This is a genomic window from Natronomonas sp. (assembly GCF_028274965.1).
Lineage (GTDB): Archaea > Halobacteriota > Halobacteria > Halobacteriales > Haloarculaceae > Natronomonas.
Genome location: NZ_JAQCNO010000017.1, coordinates 21,157 through 38,399, shown reverse-complemented (window position 1 = coordinate 38,399; position 17,243 = coordinate 21,157). Strand labels below are relative to the sequence as shown.

Annotated in this window: 20 protein-coding genes and 1 tRNA gene; 10 read left to right on the top strand and 11 right to left on the bottom strand. The window is 69.7% G+C overall.

The genetic code is table 11. The features are described 5' to 3' along the window. The first annotated feature begins 70 nt into the window (after positions 1-70). From Q0916_RS03065 to Q0916_RS03045, 5 genes are all read left to right on the top strand, one after another. Entirely contained in the window at positions 71-259 is a 189-nt protein-coding gene (locus Q0916_RS03065) for a DUF7525 family protein (protein WP_299234214.1), read from the top strand. Between the two features lie 38 nt (positions 260-297). Then, the gene (locus Q0916_RS03060; protein ID WP_299234211.1) at positions 298-522 is read left to right on the top strand and encodes a DUF7123 family protein; all 225 of its coding nucleotides are present in this window, start codon (positions 298-300) and stop codon (positions 520-522) included. A gap of 50 nt (positions 523-572) precedes the next feature. Beyond that, a complete protein-coding gene (locus Q0916_RS03055) occupies positions 573-995 on the top strand; it encodes an SRPBCC family protein (protein WP_299234208.1) in 423 nt (140 codons plus the stop codon). Further along, positions 992-1,798 (top strand): nitrilase-related carbon-nitrogen hydrolase, encoded by an 807-nt coding sequence (locus tag Q0916_RS03050; protein ID WP_299234205.1) that lies wholly within the window; start codon positions 992-994, stop codon positions 1,796-1,798. Before Q0916_RS03055 ends, Q0916_RS03050 begins: the two co-directional genes overlap by 4 nt. Positions 1,799-2,063: 265 nt before the next feature. Next, complete coding sequence (locus Q0916_RS03045) at positions 2,064-3,083, top strand: DUF5787 family protein (RefSeq protein WP_299234202.1); 1,020 nt, start codon at positions 2,064-2,066, stop codon at positions 3,081-3,083. On the opposite strand, the gene Q0916_RS03040 is transcribed toward Q0916_RS03045, so the two are convergent. Continuing rightward, positions 3,080-3,568 carry a DUF5797 family protein gene (locus Q0916_RS03040; protein ID WP_299234199.1) on the bottom strand — a complete coding sequence of 163 codons (489 nt, stop codon included), beginning with the start codon at positions 3,566-3,568 and terminating at the stop codon, positions 3,080-3,082. The two genes, Q0916_RS03045 and Q0916_RS03040, sit on opposite strands and share 4 nt — an antisense overlap. Before the next feature lie 108 nt (positions 3,569-3,676). Then, positions 3,677-5,362, bottom strand: coding sequence for a thermosome subunit beta (thsB, locus tag Q0916_RS03035; RefSeq protein WP_349254500.1), 1,686 nt, complete (start codon positions 5,360-5,362; stop codon positions 3,677-3,679). A 334-nt stretch (positions 5,363-5,696) separates the two neighbouring features. On the opposite strand from thsB, the gene Q0916_RS03030 reads away from it, so the two are divergent. Continuing rightward, positions 5,697-6,455, top strand: a complete 759-nt coding sequence (locus tag Q0916_RS03030) for an RlmE family RNA methyltransferase (protein ID WP_299234197.1) — start codon at positions 5,697-5,699, stop codon at positions 6,453-6,455. An 18-nt stretch (positions 6,456-6,473) separates the two neighbouring features. Here Q0916_RS03030 and Q0916_RS03025 read toward each other — a convergent pair whose 3' ends face one another. From Q0916_RS03025 to proC, 3 genes are read right to left on the bottom strand one after another with little or no spacing between them, the layout of a single operon-like run. After that, positions 6,474-7,829, bottom strand: coding sequence for a glutamate-5-semialdehyde dehydrogenase (locus Q0916_RS03025; protein ID WP_299234194.1), 1,356 nt, complete (start codon positions 7,827-7,829; stop codon positions 6,474-6,476). Continuing rightward, on the bottom strand, positions 7,822-8,670 hold the full coding sequence (gene proB, locus Q0916_RS03020) for a glutamate 5-kinase (RefSeq protein ID WP_299234192.1): 849 nt from the start codon (positions 8,668-8,670) through the stop codon (positions 7,822-7,824). The genes Q0916_RS03025 and proB overlap by 8 nt, the downstream gene beginning before the upstream one ends. Continuing rightward, entirely contained in the window at positions 8,663-9,439 is a 777-nt protein-coding gene (gene proC, locus Q0916_RS03015; protein ID WP_299234190.1) for a pyrroline-5-carboxylate reductase, read from the bottom strand. The genes proB and proC overlap by 8 nt, the downstream gene beginning before the upstream one ends. Positions 9,440-9,550: 111 nt before the next feature. Between proC and Q0916_RS03010 the strand changes: the two genes are divergently transcribed. Beyond that, positions 9,551-10,534: a nucleoside recognition protein gene (locus tag Q0916_RS03010; RefSeq protein WP_299234187.1), complete on the top strand. Its 984-nt coding sequence runs from the start codon at positions 9,551-9,553 to the stop codon at positions 10,532-10,534. A gap of 64 nt (positions 10,535-10,598) precedes the next feature. On the opposite strand, the gene Q0916_RS03005 is transcribed toward Q0916_RS03010, so the two are convergent. The 3 genes from Q0916_RS03005 to Q0916_RS02995 form a co-directional block, all read right to left on the bottom strand. Continuing rightward, the gene (locus Q0916_RS03005; RefSeq protein WP_299234184.1) at positions 10,599-11,975 is read right to left on the bottom strand and encodes a glycerate kinase type-2 family protein; all 1,377 of its coding nucleotides are present in this window, start codon (positions 11,973-11,975) and stop codon (positions 10,599-10,601) included. After that, entirely contained in the window at positions 11,972-13,231 is a 1,260-nt protein-coding gene (gene eno, locus Q0916_RS03000; protein ID WP_299234181.1) for a phosphopyruvate hydratase, read from the bottom strand. The genes Q0916_RS03005 and eno overlap by 4 nt, the downstream gene beginning before the upstream one ends. Before the next feature lie 146 nt (positions 13,232-13,377). Beyond that, complete coding sequence (locus Q0916_RS02995; protein ID WP_299234178.1) at positions 13,378-13,749, bottom strand: Hsp20/alpha crystallin family protein; 372 nt, start codon at positions 13,747-13,749, stop codon at positions 13,378-13,380. Positions 13,750-13,866: 117 nt separating this feature from the next. Here Q0916_RS02995 and Q0916_RS02990 point away from each other — a divergent pair, with 117 nt between their 5' ends. Both Q0916_RS02990 and Q0916_RS02985 read left to right on the top strand, forming a co-directional pair. Continuing rightward, complete coding sequence (locus Q0916_RS02990) at positions 13,867-14,949, top strand: THUMP domain-containing class I SAM-dependent RNA methyltransferase (RefSeq protein ID WP_299234175.1); 1,083 nt, start codon at positions 13,867-13,869, stop codon at positions 14,947-14,949. Between the two features lie 163 nt (positions 14,950-15,112). Next, positions 15,113-15,319: a hypothetical protein gene (locus Q0916_RS02985; protein ID WP_299234172.1), complete on the top strand. Its 207-nt coding sequence runs from the start codon at positions 15,113-15,115 to the stop codon at positions 15,317-15,319. Positions 15,320-15,379: 60 nt separating this feature from the next. Here the strand turns inward: Q0916_RS02985 and Q0916_RS02980 are convergent, their stop codons facing one another. Then, positions 15,380-15,784, bottom strand: a complete 405-nt coding sequence (locus Q0916_RS02980) for an RNA-binding domain-containing protein (RefSeq protein ID WP_299234169.1) — start codon at positions 15,782-15,784, stop codon at positions 15,380-15,382. Next, entirely contained in the window at positions 15,781-16,314 is a 534-nt protein-coding gene (locus Q0916_RS02975; RefSeq protein ID WP_299234166.1) for an AAA family ATPase, read from the bottom strand. The genes Q0916_RS02980 and Q0916_RS02975 overlap by 4 nt, the downstream gene beginning before the upstream one ends. 98 nt (positions 16,315-16,412) lie before the next feature. On the opposite strand from Q0916_RS02975, the gene Q0916_RS02970 reads away from it, so the two are divergent. Next, positions 16,413-16,517, top strand: a tRNA-Arg gene (locus Q0916_RS02970). A 110-nt stretch (positions 16,518-16,627) separates the two neighbouring features. Here the strand turns inward: Q0916_RS02970 and Q0916_RS02965 are convergent. Next, a complete protein-coding gene (locus Q0916_RS02965; protein WP_299234164.1) occupies positions 16,628-17,056 on the bottom strand; it encodes a hypothetical protein in 429 nt (142 codons plus the stop codon). Positions 17,057-17,243: the final 187 nt, after the last annotated feature.

The following is a 17,243-nucleotide window of genomic DNA, read 5'->3' as shown; positions in this document are numbered from 1 at the left end:
CGGGGAGTAAAAAAGCTTCAGGCGCGCCGAACAGCGCGGTCTTTATGTGTGTCGTGCCGTACAACCGGGCATGGAAACCGCAGACTCGACAGACAAGGCGATCGGCTTCCCCGTGCTGTTCGTCGTGATCGCCGTGCTCGGCGCCGTCGGACTCACGGTGTTCGGGTTCACCGGCGATCAGACGGCCGCCGGGTGGTCCTTCGCCGTGGCGATGATCGCCGGTGGACTCTCGATCGCCGCGTACCACCAGTACGGCTGAAGGGACGGTCTTAACTCCCTCGCGGCCCCACAGAGGGTATGGACGAACTGAGCGACGAGGACGAGCGAATCCTCACGTACCTCCGGGAACGAGCCAAGGGGGGTGAGCGGTACTTCCGTTCGAAACACATCGCCGAGGCGATCGACCTGACGGCGAAACAGGTCGGCGCGCGGCTCCCGCAGTTGGCCGAGCGATCCGAGGACGTCGACATAGAGAAGTGGTCGCGGGCCCGCTCGACGACCTGGCGGGTCACGCCCGAGTAGCCCCCGTTTCGAGCGATCGTTCTTTTAGGTGCGCTCCCGAACGGTGTCGTATGACCGTCAGCGTCGAACGCGTGTTCGAGATCGCCGCGCCGCCGGACGCGGTGTGGGCCGTCATCGCCGATCCCGAAAAGCGCGCGCGCCCGATAAGCGTCGTCGAGGGCTTCGAGACGACCGGTGACCGGACCGCCGTCTGGCACGTTTCGCTGCCGATCCCGCGTCTCAACAGGACCGTGCGCGTCGAGACCGAGGACATCGAGATCGACGAACCGGAGTACGTGCGGTTCGTCGGGCGCTCGAAGGCGATGGACGTCCGCGGCGAGCACACCCTCGAGGCGTCGGGGTCCGGAACGCGGGTGACGAACCGCTTCACCGTCGACGGGCGGTTTCCGGGGGTCGAACGGTACTTCAAACGGAAGCTCGACGGCGAGTTGGCGAACCTCGAGGCGTCGATCAACGAGGAGCTCGAGTTATGAGGCTCGCGCTCGCGCAGATCTCGATCGAGGGGTCGGCGGTCGACGAGAACGTCGACAGGGCGATCGAGGCCATCGAAACGGCGGCCGGCCGCGGCGTCGACTGCGTCGCGTTACCGGAGATATTCGACGTCGGCTACTTCGCGTTCGAGTCGTACTCGCGGCACGCACAGCCGCTCGGCGGCGAGACCCATCGTCGGCTCCGGGCGGCGGCGATCGAACACGGCGTCGCGGTGCTCGCCGGAACGGTCGTCGAGGACCTCAAGGCATCAGCCGAGGCCGGCGAGGCGGTCCCGAGCGAGGACGGCCTCGCGAACACGGCCGTGCTCTTCGACGCCGACGGCGAGAGGCGGCTCGTCTACCGGAAACACCACCTCTTCGGGTACGAATCGGCCGAAAGCGAGCTGCTCGTGCCCGGCGAGAGGCTCCCGACCGCCGAGTTGTGCGGGCACACGGTCGGCGTCACGACCTGTTATGACATCCGGTTTCCGGAGACGTACCGCCGGCTGCTCGACGCCGGAGCGACGATGGTGCTGGTGCCGAGCGCGTGGCCCTACCCCCGGGTCGAACACTGGAAGCTCCTGCCGCGGGCCAGGGCCGTCGAGGACCTCATGTACGTCGGGGCGGTCAACGGCTCCGGAACGATCGACGACTCGAGGTTCGTCGGCCGTTCGACGGTGTACGACCCCTGGGGCACGCCGGTCGCGGCCTCGGACGAGGAGCCGACCGTCGTCGAGGCCGAGTGTCCGGTCGAGCGCGTCGAGCGCGTCCGATCGGAGTTCCCGGCGCTGAGAGACCGGCGCTGAGGGGGCGGACCGTCCGCCGCTAACCGACGCCGCGACGGAAGGGTTTATATTTCGAGAGGGACGATAGCTACATGCCCGAACGACGCTTTTCTCGTCGTGACGGCGCAAGACCCGAACGCCCGCCGCGCTCGCCCACGCCGGGTCCGCCCGGAACCCGGCGCTTCATCCCGTCCTGTCCTATCCCATCTCGTCCCGTTTCGTTTCCCGATGAGGCCGCGACCCCACAGTCGAATCGCTTACGGTACCGTACCTCCGATGGGTCGACGTGAAGGAGTTCGGTTTCGAACTGCGGGTCTGTGCGTGGGCCGAGCGGAACTGGCCCCCGGAGGGCGACCGGGAGGCCGTCGTCGTCGGGCGGCAACTCGGCACCGAACGCCGGCGGTGGGACACGGTCGTCGTCGAGACGACGGAGCGCGCCCTCGCGGAGCGCGCTCCCTTCGGCGCTCAGCGGCTCGGTTCGGACCTGTTGCACGTCGCCCGGAACGCGCCGGCGTCGTGGGCGTACTACCGCGACGCCCTCCCCGACCCCGGGTACCCCTGGCGGTACGTCCGCGAGGCCGTCCACCGGGCCGCCGAGCGCGGCTTCGTCGAGACGAGACGGCGGTCCAACCGGATCGAACTCAGGCGTCGCTACCGGTACCCCGCCTGGGTCGATCGGATCGTCGCCATCGAGAACAAGCCGGACCTCGACGCCGCCGCGGCCCGCGTCCTCGCCGAGCAACTGGAACATGACGTCGCCGTCGGGTTGGCCGACGAGGTGTGGCTGGCAACGAGGGCGTCCGGCGGCGGGATCGAACCGGCCTTGCTCGAGGCGATGCCGGTCGAGGCGGGGGTGTTGTCCGTCTCGGAGGACGGCGAGAGGACGACCGTCGAGCCGGTCTGGTACCCCCGTTCGCTCGCCGTCGAGAACGCCGGAACGCGCATCCTCGAGCGGCCCTCGGGCGGTTCGGAGGACCGCTCGGCCGCCCGCTTCGAGTACGCCGATCCGGGGTGGAAAGGGGAGAAGCGCACCGAGATCGCAGAGCGGGCCTACGAGCGCGGGTGGCGGTCGTACGCCGACACGATGCGGCCCGACTGCCGACACTTCGAGCTCCGCGATCCCGCCGGACCGTTCCCGTGGTGCGTCTCGAAGGGCCGCGAGCAGACGGCCGCGGAGTGCTCGGCGGACTGTCCCGCCTTCGAGCCCGAGCCGCCCGCGTGGCGGGCCCGCGGGTGGCCGATCGAGGGCGGGCCGGGGAAGGCCTCGAAGCGGCTCCTCGAGGCGAAACGGGAGCGGCGTCGCTAGTCCGTTCGGGCCGGGTCCTCGAGAACCTCGATCCCGATCGCGTCGCGGTCGACGGCGAGTCGGAACGTCGGGACGGTCTTTCGGACGACGGAGACGATCCCCTTGTCCTTCAGGCTCCGGAGTCCCGACCTGACCGCCTCGACGTCGGTCGCCTCGCCGGCGTCCTCGAGGGCGTGCAGGACGGCGACGACGCTTTGGGGTTCCTCGTCGGGGCCGGCGAGGACGCCGACGATCCGCGCCTGCAGCGGCGGGACGCGGACGGTGTCGTCGTCCGTCTCGACGCCGACGAGTTCCGCGGCCTCGGGGGTCGCCCGGATCAGGCTGTCCTCGTCGCGGTAGTAGTACTCCTGGAGTTCGGACTCGAGGTACTGATGAACCTCGCTCCCGCTGTCGAGTCCCCACCGCCGCTGTAGCTCGCCGTTCTTCGTCGGCTGCAGCGAGACGAGATCGGCGAGCCGTTCGGTCGCTTCCTCGGAGAGCGTCATTGCCGGAGGTGTACGCGCGGTTCGGTACAAAAAAGGTCGTCTCCGCGGCGCGGTCGGGTCGCGGACGGTACGCGGGCAGTGCGCGGACGGGTCGCTCCGGAGTCGGGCCTACATCATGCCGCCCATGCCGCCGCCCATACCGCCCATGCCGCCGCCCATACCGCCGGGACCGCCGGCGCCGCCTTCGGGCTCCTCGCCCTCCGTCGAGAGGTCGCCGGCCGCGATGATGTCGTCGATCTTGAGCACGAGGTTCGCGGCCTCGGTGGCCGAGGAGATGCCCTGTCGCTTGGCGTGTGCGGGCTCGACGACGCCGGCTTCGAAGGTGTCGACCACCTCGCCGGTGAAGACGTTGAGCCCGGCCGTCTCGTCGCCGTCGTCGTGCGCCGAGCGGAGATCGACGAGGGTGTCGATCGAGTCGAGGCCGGCGTTGCCCGCGAGGACGCGCGGAACGAGTTCGAGGGCGTCGGCGAAGGCCTCGACAGCCAGCTGTTCGCGCCCGGAGACGCTGTCGGCGTAATCGCGGACGCGTCGGGCGACTTCGACCTCGACCGCGCCGCCGCCGGCCAGCACGCGGCCGTCGGAGACGGTCTGTGCGACGACCTCGAGGGCGTCACCGATGCCCCGCTCGAGTTCGTCGACGACGTGGTCCGTCGACCCGCGGAGCAGAAGCGTCACGCCGTGGCTGTCCTCGCCGGTGCCCTCGACGTAGAACAGCTCCTCGCTTTCGTCGTACTCGACGTCCGCCGAGCCGAGGGACTCGGCTCCGAGCGCGTCGATGTCGGAGACGATGTCGCCCTCGGTGACCTCGCGCAGGAACGAGAGGTCGCTCTTTTTAACGCGGGAGGCGGCGACGATGCCCTCCTTCGCGAGGAAGTGCTCGGCGAGGTCGTCGATGCCCTTCTGACAGAAGACGACGTCCGCGCCGGCCTCGGCGATGGCGTCGACCTTCTGGCGGAGCTGCTCTTCTTCTTTGTCCAGAAAGTCCTGGAGCTGGTCGGGGCTGTCGAGTTGGAGGCTCGCGTCGGCGTCGGTGTCGTCGATCTCGATCGCGGTGTCGAGAAGCAGGACGTCGGCGTCGTCGGCGCTCGTCGGCATGTCGGCGTGCGCGAGGCTCTTGTCGACGACGGCGCCGTTGAGGAGTTCGGACTCGCCGGCCGAGCGGCCCGTCTGGGTCTCCGTGTTGACGTACTCGAGGTCGACGACCGTCTCGCCGTCGTCGGCCTCGACGGTCACCGCCTGGACGGCGCTGACGACGAGTTCGGCGAGGGCCTCCTTTTCGAGTTCGGCGCCCTTGCCGGTCATCGACGTCTCCGCGACCTGTTTGAGGAGTTCGGTGTCCTCGGGGTCGACGTCGTGGGCGACGTTGTCGATCTCCTCGCGGGCGCGCTCGCTTGCGAGTTGGAAGCCCTTGATTATCGCCGTGGCGTGGATGTCCTGTTCGATGAGGTCCTCCGCGTTCGCCAGCAGTTCGCCGGCGACGGAGACGGCCGTCGTCGTGCCGTCGCCCGCCTCGTCCTCCTGGGTCTCGGCGACCTCGACGATCATCGACGCCGTCGGGTTGTCGATGTCCATCTCCTGGAGGATCGTGACGCCGTCGTTCGTGACGGTGATGCTGCCCGTCGAGGAGACGAGCATCTTGTCCATCCCCTTGGGCCCGAGCGTCGAGCGTACCGACTCGGCGACGGCCTTCGCCGCCGAGATGTTGTGCGACTGCGCGTCGCGGTCTTTCATGCGCTGGGAGTCCTCGCCGAGGACGATCATCGGCTGGCCACCCATCTGTTGCTGTTGGCTCATAGTCGTCCGGATGATTGTCCGCGGTTCTATATAAATGTAACTGTAACGCGCGACGAGCGGCCGCGGTCGTCGCCGCGATCGGGTCCGATAAAACCGACCGAAAGCGGCGCTTTGAGAACCGTTGTCCCGGAGCCGGCCGCGCCGCGGCGGGTCTCTGCTGCCGGGGCCTTTTTGTAGGGGTACCGCGCGGGCCGCGGGCCGCATCGTCACCCCGAACGGTCCGGGCGCGCTCGTCCGACGCGGTTTTCCGGGCCGACGGCGTCCGTCCGTGTATGAACGCGAATTCGCCGGCGTTTCCCCCGCGGGACGCCTCGAGGGGTTCGGTGAGAGACGCATGACGAACCGCGACGAGTATTATAATCGGGCCAAACAGGAGGGCTACCGGAGCCGGGCCGCGTACAAGCTCGAACAGCTCGACGCCGAGGCGGAGTTGATCGGCGAGGGCGACACCGTCGTCGACCTCGGCGCCGCCCCCGGCGGGTGGCTACAGGTCGCAACGGAGCTCGCGGGTGAGGGCGGGACCGTCGTCGGCGTCGACCGACAGCGGATCGATCCGATCGACGGCGTCGAGACCGTCCGCGGCGACATGACTGAGACCGAAACGCGCGAGGAGGTCGTCGACCTGGTCGGGGAGGCCGAGGCGGTCGTCTCCGATATGGCCCCGAACATGACCGGCGAGTACTCGCTCGATCACGCGCGGTCGGCGCATCTCGCCCGGATCGCCTTCGAGACGGCGCTGGAGTTGCTCGCGCCGGGCGGCGATTTCGTCGCCAAGATCTTCGAGGGGCCCGACACGGACGGCCTCCGGGCGGACATCGGCGAGGAGTTCGAGTACGTCCGGACGATCCACCCGGACGCCTCGCGGGACGCCTCCTCGGAGCTGTACATGGTCGCGAAGGGGCGGCTGACCGCGCCGGTGCGGCCCGGCGACCGCCTCGAGGTCGAAATCGAGGACACCGGCGGCGAGGGCGACGGGGTCGCGAAGGTCGAGGGCTACACGCTTTTCGTCTCCGGGACCGAGCCCGGCGACAGCGTCGAGATCGAGGTCACCGACATCAAACCGCGGTTCGGGTTCGCCGACCGCGTCGGGTGACGGCGAGTCGGGCTTTTTTCAACGGGTCGATCGCTCCCCAGGTGTCCACCCGGCGTCGAGATCGCGGTGGGTAAACGGGAGCGCGTCCGGCCCCGAGTAGCTCGCAACGAGGTGTCCGTCGCCCTCGAGGTAGTACTTGTACGTCGTCAGGCCCTCGAGACCGACGGGGCCGCGGGCGTGCGTCTTGCCGGTCGAGATGCCGACCTCGGCGCCGAGCCCGTAGCGGTAGCCGTCCGCAAAGCGCGTCGACGCGTTGTGAAAGACGCTCGCCGCGTCGATCCCCGTCATGAACGTCTCGGCCGCCTCGGCGCTCTCCGTGACGATCGACTCGGTGTGTTTCGAGCCGTGGGCGTTGACGTGTTCGACCGCCTCGAAGACGTCGCCGACCAGTCTGATCGACAACTCGAGGTCGCCGTACTCCGTCTCCCAGTCGGCGTCGGTGGCCGCGCCGACGTCGACGATCTCGCGGGTCGCGGCGTCGCCGCGCAGTTCGACGCCCGCCTCGGCGTACCGATCGACGAGCCGCGGCAGGAGGTCGGCGGCGACGGCTTCGTGCACCAACAGCGTCTCGACGGCGTTACACACGGCCGGGTACTGGACTTTCGCGTCGACGGCGATGTCCTCGGCCATCGAGAGGTCGGCCTCGTCGTCGACGTAGACGTGACAGACGCCCTCGGTGTGGCCCAACACGGGGATCTGGGTGTTGTTCTGGATGTACGAGACGAACTCCGAGGAGCCGCGGGGCATCACGAGATCGACCGCGTCGTCCAACTCCAGGAGGCGATCGACCTCCTCGTGGGCCTCGATCAGCCCGGCCCACCCGTCCGGGAGGTCCGCCGTCGCCTCCCGGATGATCTCGTAGAGAGCCCGGTTGGACTCGCGGGCCTCGCTGCCACCCTTGAGGATCACGGCGTTGCCGGACTTCAGCGCGAGGGCGGCGATCTGGACCAAGGCGTCGGGCCGGGACTCGAAGACCGTCGCGACGACGCCGATCGGAACGGAGACGCGGTAGAGTTCGAGGTCCGCGTCGAGTTCGCGCGCCTCGAGGGTCTCCCCGAGGGGGTCGTCCTGTGCGGCGACGGACTCGACCATCCCGGCGATGTCGTCGATCTTCCCCGAATCCAGTTTCAGCCGGTCGACGAGCGCTTGGGTGTACTCGCCGCGCTCGAGCATCGCCTCGGCCTCCTCGACGTCGGCGGCGTTGGCCGAGAGGATCTCCGCCTCGCGCTCGCGGAGCGCGTCGGCGATCGATTCGAGCGCCGCGTTCCGCGTCGCCTCGTCGACGTTGGCGAGCCGCAACGCGGCGCGCTGTGCCTCGGCGACCAGTCTATCGGTGTCTGCGTCGGCGTCAGTGTCGGTGTCGTGTTCACTCATTGGCGTCCTCCGATGTGGGTACGAACAGGGTTCCGGTCGGTTCGCCCGCGGCGATCCGCTCGAGCACGTCTGGCTCGGCCGAGCCGGCGATGACGGCCGGCACGCCGTGTTCGCTGACGTCGTGTGCGCCCTCGACTTTCGTCCGGATGCCGCCGAAGCTCGCGGTCGTGCTGTCGTCGACGAGCCCCCGGACGGCGTCGTAGTTTGCGCCGACGGCCTCGATGCGCTCGGCGTTGGGATCCCGCTTGGGGTTGCCGGTGTAGACGCCGTCGACGTCCGTCAGCGTCACCAACAGGTCGACGCCGATCCCCAGCGCGACCGACGCCGAGAGCATGTCGTTGTCGCCGATCCGGAGCTCGTCGGTCGCAACGGCGTCGTTCTCGTTGATGATCGGAACGACGCCCCACTCGAGCAGCGTCTCGATCGTGTTCCGGAAGTTGTTGAGCCGCTCGGGGGCGTCCAAGTCGTTGCCGCTCAGGAGGATCTGCGCGACGGTCTGGTCGTACCGGTCGAAGCTCTGCGTGTAGTGCCGCATCAGGTGGCTCTGGCCGACCGTCGAGAGCGCCTGGCTCTCGGCGAGAGCGCCGGTCTCCTGGTCGAGCCGGCCCATCCCCGCGCCGACGGCCCCCGAGGAGACCAACACGACCTCCTTGTCGCGGTCGCGGAGGTCCATGATGTCGGCGACCAGCTTGTCGAGCTTCACCCGGTCGAGCCGGGAGTCCGCGTCGGTCAGCGAGTTCGTGCCGACCTTGACGAGGACGCGATCGGCCTCGGCGGCGAGCGCCCGGGCCCGATCGGTGATCTCGGGGTCGACCGCTTCGACGCGCGCCGTCTCACTCATTCTCGAAGGCCTCGGCGATCTCCCCGGAGCGCCGTTCGGCCGCGGCGACGGCGTCGATCACCGCCTCGTCGGCGTCGCTGTCCCACAGAACCTCCATCCCCTCGATCGTCGTCCCGTTCGGCGAACAGACGGCGTCGATGAGCTCGTCGACGCTCCGTTCGTCCCGGAGGACCGTCTCGGCAGCGCCCTTGAACGTCTGGGCGGCGAGCGTCTCGGCCTGATCGGGGTCAAGGCCGCCCTCGACGCCGGCCCGTTTCATCGCGTCGATGAGATAAAAGCCGAACGCCGGGCCGCTCCCGTTGAGCGCCGTCGAGACGTCCATCAGCCCCTCGTCGATCTCGACGAACTCCCCGAGGGCGTCGAGGATCCCCCGCACCTCGTCGGTGAGCCCCTCGGCGGTCGCGGCCGCGGCCATGTTCCCCGTCTCGGCGGCGAGGTTGGGCATGATCCGGACGACCGACGCGTCGGTGCGCGCGGCGACGAACCCCCGCGAGACGCCGGCTGCGAGCGTCACGAGCGTCTGGTGGGCGGTGAGATCGAGACCTTCGAGCACCGCCTCGGCGATGTCCGGCTTCACGGCGAGGACGACGACGTCGGCGTCCCGGGCCGCCGCGACGTCGTCTGTCGTCTCCGAGGCGTGCTCCTCGATCGCCGCGAGCGCCTCGGGATCGAGGTCGATCGCGGTCAGGTGGTACGATCCGTCCCGGGCAAGACCCTTCAGGAAGGCACCGCCCATGTTCCCGCAGCCGATAACGCTCACTCGTGTCATCGTGGCTGTACCGAGTGCGTGCGAAAACATACCAACTGCGGTTTCCGTCGCCGGGGGTGACCGCCCGCGAAGCACAACGGTTTCGGTCCGACGGTCCCAAGGTCGGGCCGAATGGACCCCGCGATCGGCTCGCTGCTCGTCGGGGAGGTGCTCCCGCGAGTGCTGACGATCGCGGTCGCGATCGCCGCCGGCGTCGCGTTCGCGAACGTCCTCGTCGCCTTCGGGGCGATACGGTACGTCGCGGCGCTGTCGAAGCCGCTGACCGAGCCGGCGAACCTGCCGAGCGAGGTCGGCGGTGCGATCCTGACGACGGCCGCCTCCACGACCGCGGGGTACGGGATGCTCGCCGAGTACCGCGATTCGGGGCTGCTCGATGATCGGGCGACGCTCGTCGCCGTGACGATCAACACGTTCTTCGGGTTCGTCCAGCACATCTTCACCTTCTACGCGCCGGTGTTGATCCCGATACTCGGGCTCCGGGTCGGGCTGTTGTACGTCGGGACGCGGGCCGGGATCTCGCTTGCGATCACCGCAACCGGCGTCGTCGCCGGCGCGCTGTTGCTCTCGGAGCGGAACGTGACGCCGGGTGCGGGGGCCGACGTCGAAGGCGAAACGAGAGCCGACGGCGGCGACGACAGGGCGGTCCGGGAGAAGCTGATCGAGTCCGGCCGCGGCGGCCTCGAGAAGACCCGGGAGATCCTCCCGCGGCTCGCCGTCGTGTACACGCTCGTCGTCGTCGGGACGACGTACTACGACCTCGAGTCGCTGACGGGCGGGGCGGCCGATCCCCTCGCGGCGCTGACCGGGCTGCCGAGCGCGGCCGTGCCCGTCATCGTCGTGTACGCCTTCGACACCACGAGCGGCGCGTTGACGATCGCCCCGCTCGTCGAGGACGGGACGTTCGGCGCCCGGGCGGCCGTCGTGACGATGCTCATCGGCGGCATCGTCTCCTTTACCGTCTCGACGTTCAAGCGGTCGATCCCGTTTCAGTACGGGATCTGGGGGGCGGAGTTCGGGACGAAGGTGATCATCGTGAACACGGCGCTGAAGGTGGTCTGGATCGCGATCGCGATCGCCGGGCTGTTGCTGCTGTGATCCGGCGGGCGCGGCCACCCCAACCGCCGGCCGGCGGGCGACGGTTCGACCCGAAGCGACGGGCTCAGCCGTCGGCCGGATCGGACCGTTCGGCGACGTAGATCAGCCGGAGGTCGTTGACGTTCGTTCCGGGGCGGGCGAGGACGTCGTCGCCGAGGTCGGCGAGCGCCCCCGTCGCGTCGTGCGCCCGGAGGGCGGCGTCGACGTCGACCCCCGAGTCGGCCGCCCGCCGTAACGTGTGGCCGTCGACGATCCCGCCGGCTCGGTCGGTCGGCCCGTCGGTCCCGTCGGTGTCGACGGCGAGGACGGTGCTGTCGGTGCCCGCGATCCGGGCGGCACAGCCCAAGGCGAACTCCTGGTTCGGCCCGCCCGTCCCGGGGTCGGACTCGGAGCCGACGGTGACGGTCGTTTCGCCGCCGGAGACCAACACACAGGGCGGTTCGAACGGGCGGCCGGTCTCGGCGATCTCGGCGGCGACGCTCGAAAGCGTCGCGGCGACGGTCCGGCTTTCGCCCTCGATCGACGTCGAGAGCACCGCCGCGTCGATCCCGCGCGAACGGGCGCTCTCGGCGGCCGCGCGGCAGGCGTCCGGCCCGTCGGCGAGAACGACCGTGTGCGGCGGGTCCGCGAAGGAACTCGGCGTGCCCTCGCCCGCCCGGCGGAGGTGCTCTCTGATCGCCTCCGGCGCGTCCGCCCAACAGCCGTGGCGCCGCAGCGCCGAAACCGCGTCGGCGGCCGTCGTCGCGTCGGGGACCGTCGGGCCCCAGGGGACGCCCGCGGCCTCGTCGATCACGACGAGATCGGTGACCGTCGCCGGGCGGAGCCGTTCGGTCAGCCGACCGCCCTTGATCCGGCTCAGGTGCTTCCGGACGGCGTTGAGGTCCTCGATCGGCGCGCCGGCGCGCAACAGCGCGTCGGTGATCGCCGCCTGCTCGGCGACGGTCACGCCCTCGGGCGGGGCCGAAAGCAGCGCCGACGCGCCGCCCGTAACGACGGCGATCACCAGGTCCTCCGGGCCGGCCCGGTCGGCGAGAGAGAGCGCGGCGTCGCCGGCGCGTTCGCTCGCCGCCGTCGGGATCGGGTGGTCGGCTTCGCGGGTCTCGATGCCGTCGATCTCGACCGTGACGCGCTCGTCGACGACGAGGCCGCCGGTCAGCCGATCGCCGAGGAGTTCCTCGGCGGCGGCGGCGAAGGACGCTGACCCCTTCCCGACGGCGAGCAGGTACCGCTCCTCGAATCCGGCGAGGTCGTACGCGACGCCGTCGACGGTCAGCCGATCGTCCTCAAGCGAGAGGACATCCCCGAGCAGCGTTTCGGGGGCCAACGCGGCGAGGGCGTCCTCCAAGACGTCGAGGACGACGCGACGACCCGCGCGATCACCGCCTTCGAGCAACTGCGCCCGGTTCCGGACGAACCCGTCGGCTCCGTGTTCGGCGCTCATCGGGGCCACTCCGCGTACTCGCCGCTGGAGCCGTCGGCGATCTCCAGCAGACGGTTGTACTGTTCGGTCCGCTCGCTGCGCGTGGTTCCGGTCTTGATCTGGTCGGCCCCGAGTCCGACGGCGACGTCGGCGAGCCAGGTGTCGGCCGTCTGTCCGGAGCGCTCGGAGACCTGGAGGGCGTACCCGCCGCGGCGGGCCGTCTCGACCGCCGCGATAGTCTCGGTCACCGTGCCGACCTGATTGACCTTACACAGCAGCGCGTCGCCGGCACCGGCGTCGATCCCGCGTTCGATCCGGCCGGCGTTCGTCGCGAAGAGGTCGTCGCCCACGATCTGCGCGTCGAGGCGCTCCGAGAGCGCCGCAAAGCCCTCGAAGTCGTCCTCAACGAGGGGGTCCTCGATCGAGACCAGCGGGTACGCCGAGGCGAGATCGGCGTAGTACTCGATCAGTTCGCCGCGGGTGTACGTCCCGTCGGCCAGCCGGTAGCGCTCCGCGTCCGGATCGTACAACTGCGTGGCGGCGGCGTCGATCGACAGCCCGAACACGCCCCCGTAGCCGCAGGCCTCGATCGCCTCGAGGAGCCGATCGAGCGCCTCGCGGGGGTCGGTCAGTCCCGAGGGGGTGTACCCGCCCTCGTCGCCGACGCTTCGGGCGCCCGGACCGTAGCGCTCGGCGAGTACGTCGCCCAGTTCGTAGTAGACCTCGGCGCACAGCCGGATGGCCTCCGCGAAGTCCTCGGCCCCCCTCGGGACGATCTGGTGCTCCTGGAACGGGAGCCCGCTCGCACCGAGTTCGCCGCCCTCGATGAGATCGACCACCGGAACCGGGATGGCCGTCGCCGCCGGGCCGCCGAGGTACCGGTACAGCGGGAGATCGTGCGCGTTCGCCCCCGCCTTCAGGACCGCAAGCGAGACGCCAGTCATCGCGTTGCCGCCGAGGTCGGAGCGGTCGGCGGTGCCGTCGAGCGTCCCCATCGACGCGTCGATCCCGGCCTGGTCGGTGACGTCGCGGCCCCGCAGTTCCGGGGCGATCCGGGTTTTGACCGTCTCGACGGCGTCTCGGACGCCCAACCCCCGGTAGCGGTCCCCGCCGTCGCGTTTGTCCGTCGCCTCGTGGCCGCCCCGCGAACGGCCGCGGGGAACGTCGGCCCGGCCGGTCGTGCCGCCCGCGGTCCGCACCGTCACGCGGAGCGTCGGCTCCAGTCGGTTATCGAGTATCTCGCGCGCGCTGAGGGCTTCGATCTCGGTGTCGCTCACGCGGGTCGCCCCCGGACGGTCGGTCGGTGCATACGCATCCACCGGCGCGCCGGGAAATAAAACGTCGCCTACCCCGCGTCGCGCCGGCGGCTCGGCGGTCGGGGTCGGGCGTCGAAAAACGGGCTTAAACGGCCGTTTCAGCCGCCTTACGCTTCGATCTCGATCTCGGTGCCGGTGACCGTCGCCCCCGAGACGATCGGGAGCCGCACCTCGAGGATGCCGTTCGTGTACTCGGCGGAGATCGCGTCGTCGTCGACGTCCTTCGGGAACCGGAAGCGCCGGTGGTACGTCTGTCGCCTACCGCGCGCCTCGTCGTCGTGCTCGGCGGCGACGTTGAGGACGCCGTCCTGCCAGGTCACCGAGATCTCGTCGGGGTCGAACCCCGGCAACTCGACGCTCAACACGAAGTCGTCGCCGTCCTCGTACAGTTCGTAGTCGCTGCGTTCGGTCCCGAACAGCCGACTCGGGAAATCGAGGCTCTGCATCCATGAGTTCGTCGGGCTCGTGGGCAGTGCCATTGCTGTTCACCTCGGTTGCAGTAGATAATTGTCGGCGGTTCTAAATAAATCTTTCGAAACAGGCTCGGCCGGTCACGCTGTCGAGGCGCTTTTTGCCGACCGCCGACTACCGGAGGCGTGCGACTGCTGGCGACGACCAACGGCGGACTCGAGTCGATCGCGGCCGCGGAGGTCGAGGAACTCCTCGGGAGCGACGCGTCGGTCCACCACAGGGGGGTCATCGAGTTCCGCGGTGAGGTCGAGGACGTGTACGAACTCCACTACCGGGCGCGGAGCCTCCATCGGGTGATGGCCGTCCTGGTCGACGACCGCGTCGGGACGCTCGCGGACGTGTACCGCTCGACGCGGACCGCCGAGGTCGCCGCGGAACTGCCGGAGGCGACGTTCGGCGTCGTCGGAACCCGCCACGGGTCCCACGAGTTCACGAGCGTCGACGTCGCCGAGCGGGTCGGTCAGGCGGTGATAGACGCCTACCGGGACGCGACCGGAACCCGGCTTCCGGTCGACCTCGACGACCCGACCGTTCGGCTGGAGGCGTACCTCCACGACGACCGCTTCACGCTCGGGATCGATCTGACCGGCGACTCGCTGCACAAGCGCCCCTACCGGGTCTGTGAGCACGACGCGCCGATCCGGGGGACGCTCGCGTACGCGATGCTGCGGATCGCCGGGTACGACGCCGACGACCGGCTGATCGACCCGATGGCCGGGTCGGCAACGATCCCGATCGAGGCCGCGCTGACGGCCGAAAACCGGGTGCCCCGGCCGGAGTTCGAGCCGGCCTTCGGGGCGCTTCCGGGCTACGATGTCGATCGGTTCCGGCGGCTCCGCGAGACGCCTCCGGAGGGCTCGGCGGCGCACGACATCGAGGCGAGAGACCGCAGGCGACGGTGGCGGCGCTGCGGGCGTGTCAACCGCGACGCCGCCGGGCTATCGGGCGCGATCGACATCGTCGACGCCGACGCGCGGTCGGCCGCGATCGACGCCGACTGCGTCGTGACGAACCTCCCGTTCGGCATCCGGACGACCGAGGACGTCCGGGCGCTGTACGCCGACGTCTCGGATCGGCTCGCCGAGGGCGACGTCGGCCGGTTCGTCGGTCTCACGACCGCCCCGGAGCTGTTGGACGTCGAGCCGACGGAGCGCTACGAGATCCCCTACGGCCGCCTCGAGGCGACGATCGTCGTCCGGGAGTACTGAGAGGTCCCGCGCCGCGCTTCGGTACCTTTATGAACAATTATGTAGTATAGCGGCACGTATGCGAGACACCGCCTGCGGCCGTGGGTCGTCGCTCGCACTCAGCGTACGCACAGCGTGAGCCCCGTTGATCGTACGACCGACAACCGCCGAATCCCAACACAACATGAGCACGAACCCACAGACGACGCCCGAACCGAACACGACCACCCGGACGACGGAGATCGCGGCCCGCGGGGGAGCCGACCCGTGGGCGGCGCCGGACGAGCGCGCCGAAGCGCCCACGGCCCGGGTCCAACGGCAGTTCGAGCCGACCCACCGCCAGCGGCTCCGGAACCTCACGGACGGCGAAAACGCCTACTGCGACGGGTGAGACGCCGGGGAACAGGGCGGGAACGAGGGTAGGAACGGAAACGAAGACCGACTCTGATTCTCACTCGATCGGCCGGCCGTCCTCGGTCGGCGGCGCGATGTGATCGACGAACGACTCGACGTCCGGCTCCTCGACGGTCGCCCGGACGCGGATGTCGCCGAGCGCGCTGCCGTTTCCGACCGCGAAGTTGACCACGCCGCGGAACGCCGCCTGCTTTTTCAGCCCGAACTCGATGGTGTCGCCGCTGCGGTTCGCAAAGAACGCGCCGCGGGCCGAATCGAGGATCGCCTGTTCGTGAAGCAGCTCCGAGAAGTGCTCCATCGAGCGCGACCGCCCCCGGAGTTCGCCGGACGCAGAGGAGACGTCCGCCTCGGGAAAGAGGTTCTCGACGGCGTCGGCGACCCGGTCTGTCACCTCGGTCCCGTTGACCGGGGCGGTGATCCGGACGTCGACGCTGTAGATCACTCGAGCACCCCGCGGACGCGCCGCCGGAACCGATCCAGGGAGCCGGTGTTTTCGATCGTCACGTCGGCGCGCTGTAGGGCGTCTCTGAGCCCGAAGCCGAGTTCGCGCTCGTCGCGGGCGGCCAGCGCCTCGCCGCTCTCTACGTCGTCGCGCCCCCGTTCGTCGAGGCGTTCCTTGCGGAGTTCGAACGGCGCTTCGATGCCGACGAGAACGAACGCCGCGCCGAAGCGGTCCTCGAAGACGTCGACCTCGGTCCCCGAGCGGATGCCGTCGACGACGACCGTCTCGCTCCGTTCGAGCGCCGCCTCGATGTGGGGAAGCGACGCCTCGGCGATGGCCGTCGGGCCGCGTTCCTCCCGGAGCGAGGCGGCGACCTCGCCGTGGTGTTCGGCCGGATCGAGCCCCCGATCGCGACACTCCGCGCGGATCACGTCGCCCATCGTCACGACGGGAACGTCGGTCGTCTCGGCGACGGCCGCGAACTCGCCTTTACCGCTGCCCGCCAGTCCGACGGTTCCGATGACTCGCATTCGGACGCCGGTACGCCGAGGCGTCTTTTCAACGCTTCGTTGTGGCGAGCGGCCGAACCCGTGCCGTTTTTGAATCGGCCCCGAGTACGCGCTGTCGAGGGCACGTAGCTCAGTCAGGACAGAGCGTCGGACTTCTAACCGCGTCGGCGACGCCGGCGCGGGGAGTTATCCGATGGCCGTGGGTTCGAATCCCACCGTGCCCGTGAAGCCGCCGAGCAATGTGAGGCGTGCTGAACGAGCACGCAGGGGATTCGAACTACGGCAGACCGAGCGAAGCGAGGTCCGGCATCGAGTGAGAATCCCACCGTGCCCGTTATCTGCGAACGAAGTGAGCAGCAACGGCACCGGGTGCGGACCACGCCGGACCGAACGGGGTGAGATCCGGCACCGATGCGTTCAGTCGGCGGCGGCCGCGGCGTTTCGGGGCCCGCTCGTGGCGCTCGCGCGCCCGTTCCCGGGCGTCGGTCTCGAAGCGATCGACGAGCGACCGGAGGTCGTCGGCCCGCCCCGAGAGGGAGTCGGCGCTGTCGGAGACCTGCTCGATCGCGCTCGTCTGCTCTTCGGCCGCCGCCGAGACCGTCTGTGCCTCCTCGGCGGTCCGCTCGCTGACGCCCGCGACGTCTTCGACCGCGGCGACGACCTCCTGTGTCGAGTCGGCCTGTTCGGCGACCGCCTGTATCTCCGAGACGACCGTCTCGATGTCCTCGAGCATCCCGTTGAGCGCCCGGCCGATCTCCGCCATCGCCTCGTTTTCGCTCTCGGGCGACGAGGACGACGCCCCCGATCTTGAACGCGTACCGATTCCCCACCGCGGCGTACAGACGACGGATCGGAGACCCCCCGTCGTCGGACGTTCCGTCGGACATAGCGGCGATGTCAGAACGAGGTCGTATCAACGCCGGACCCGGTTTGGCGGCGGTTTCAGCCGG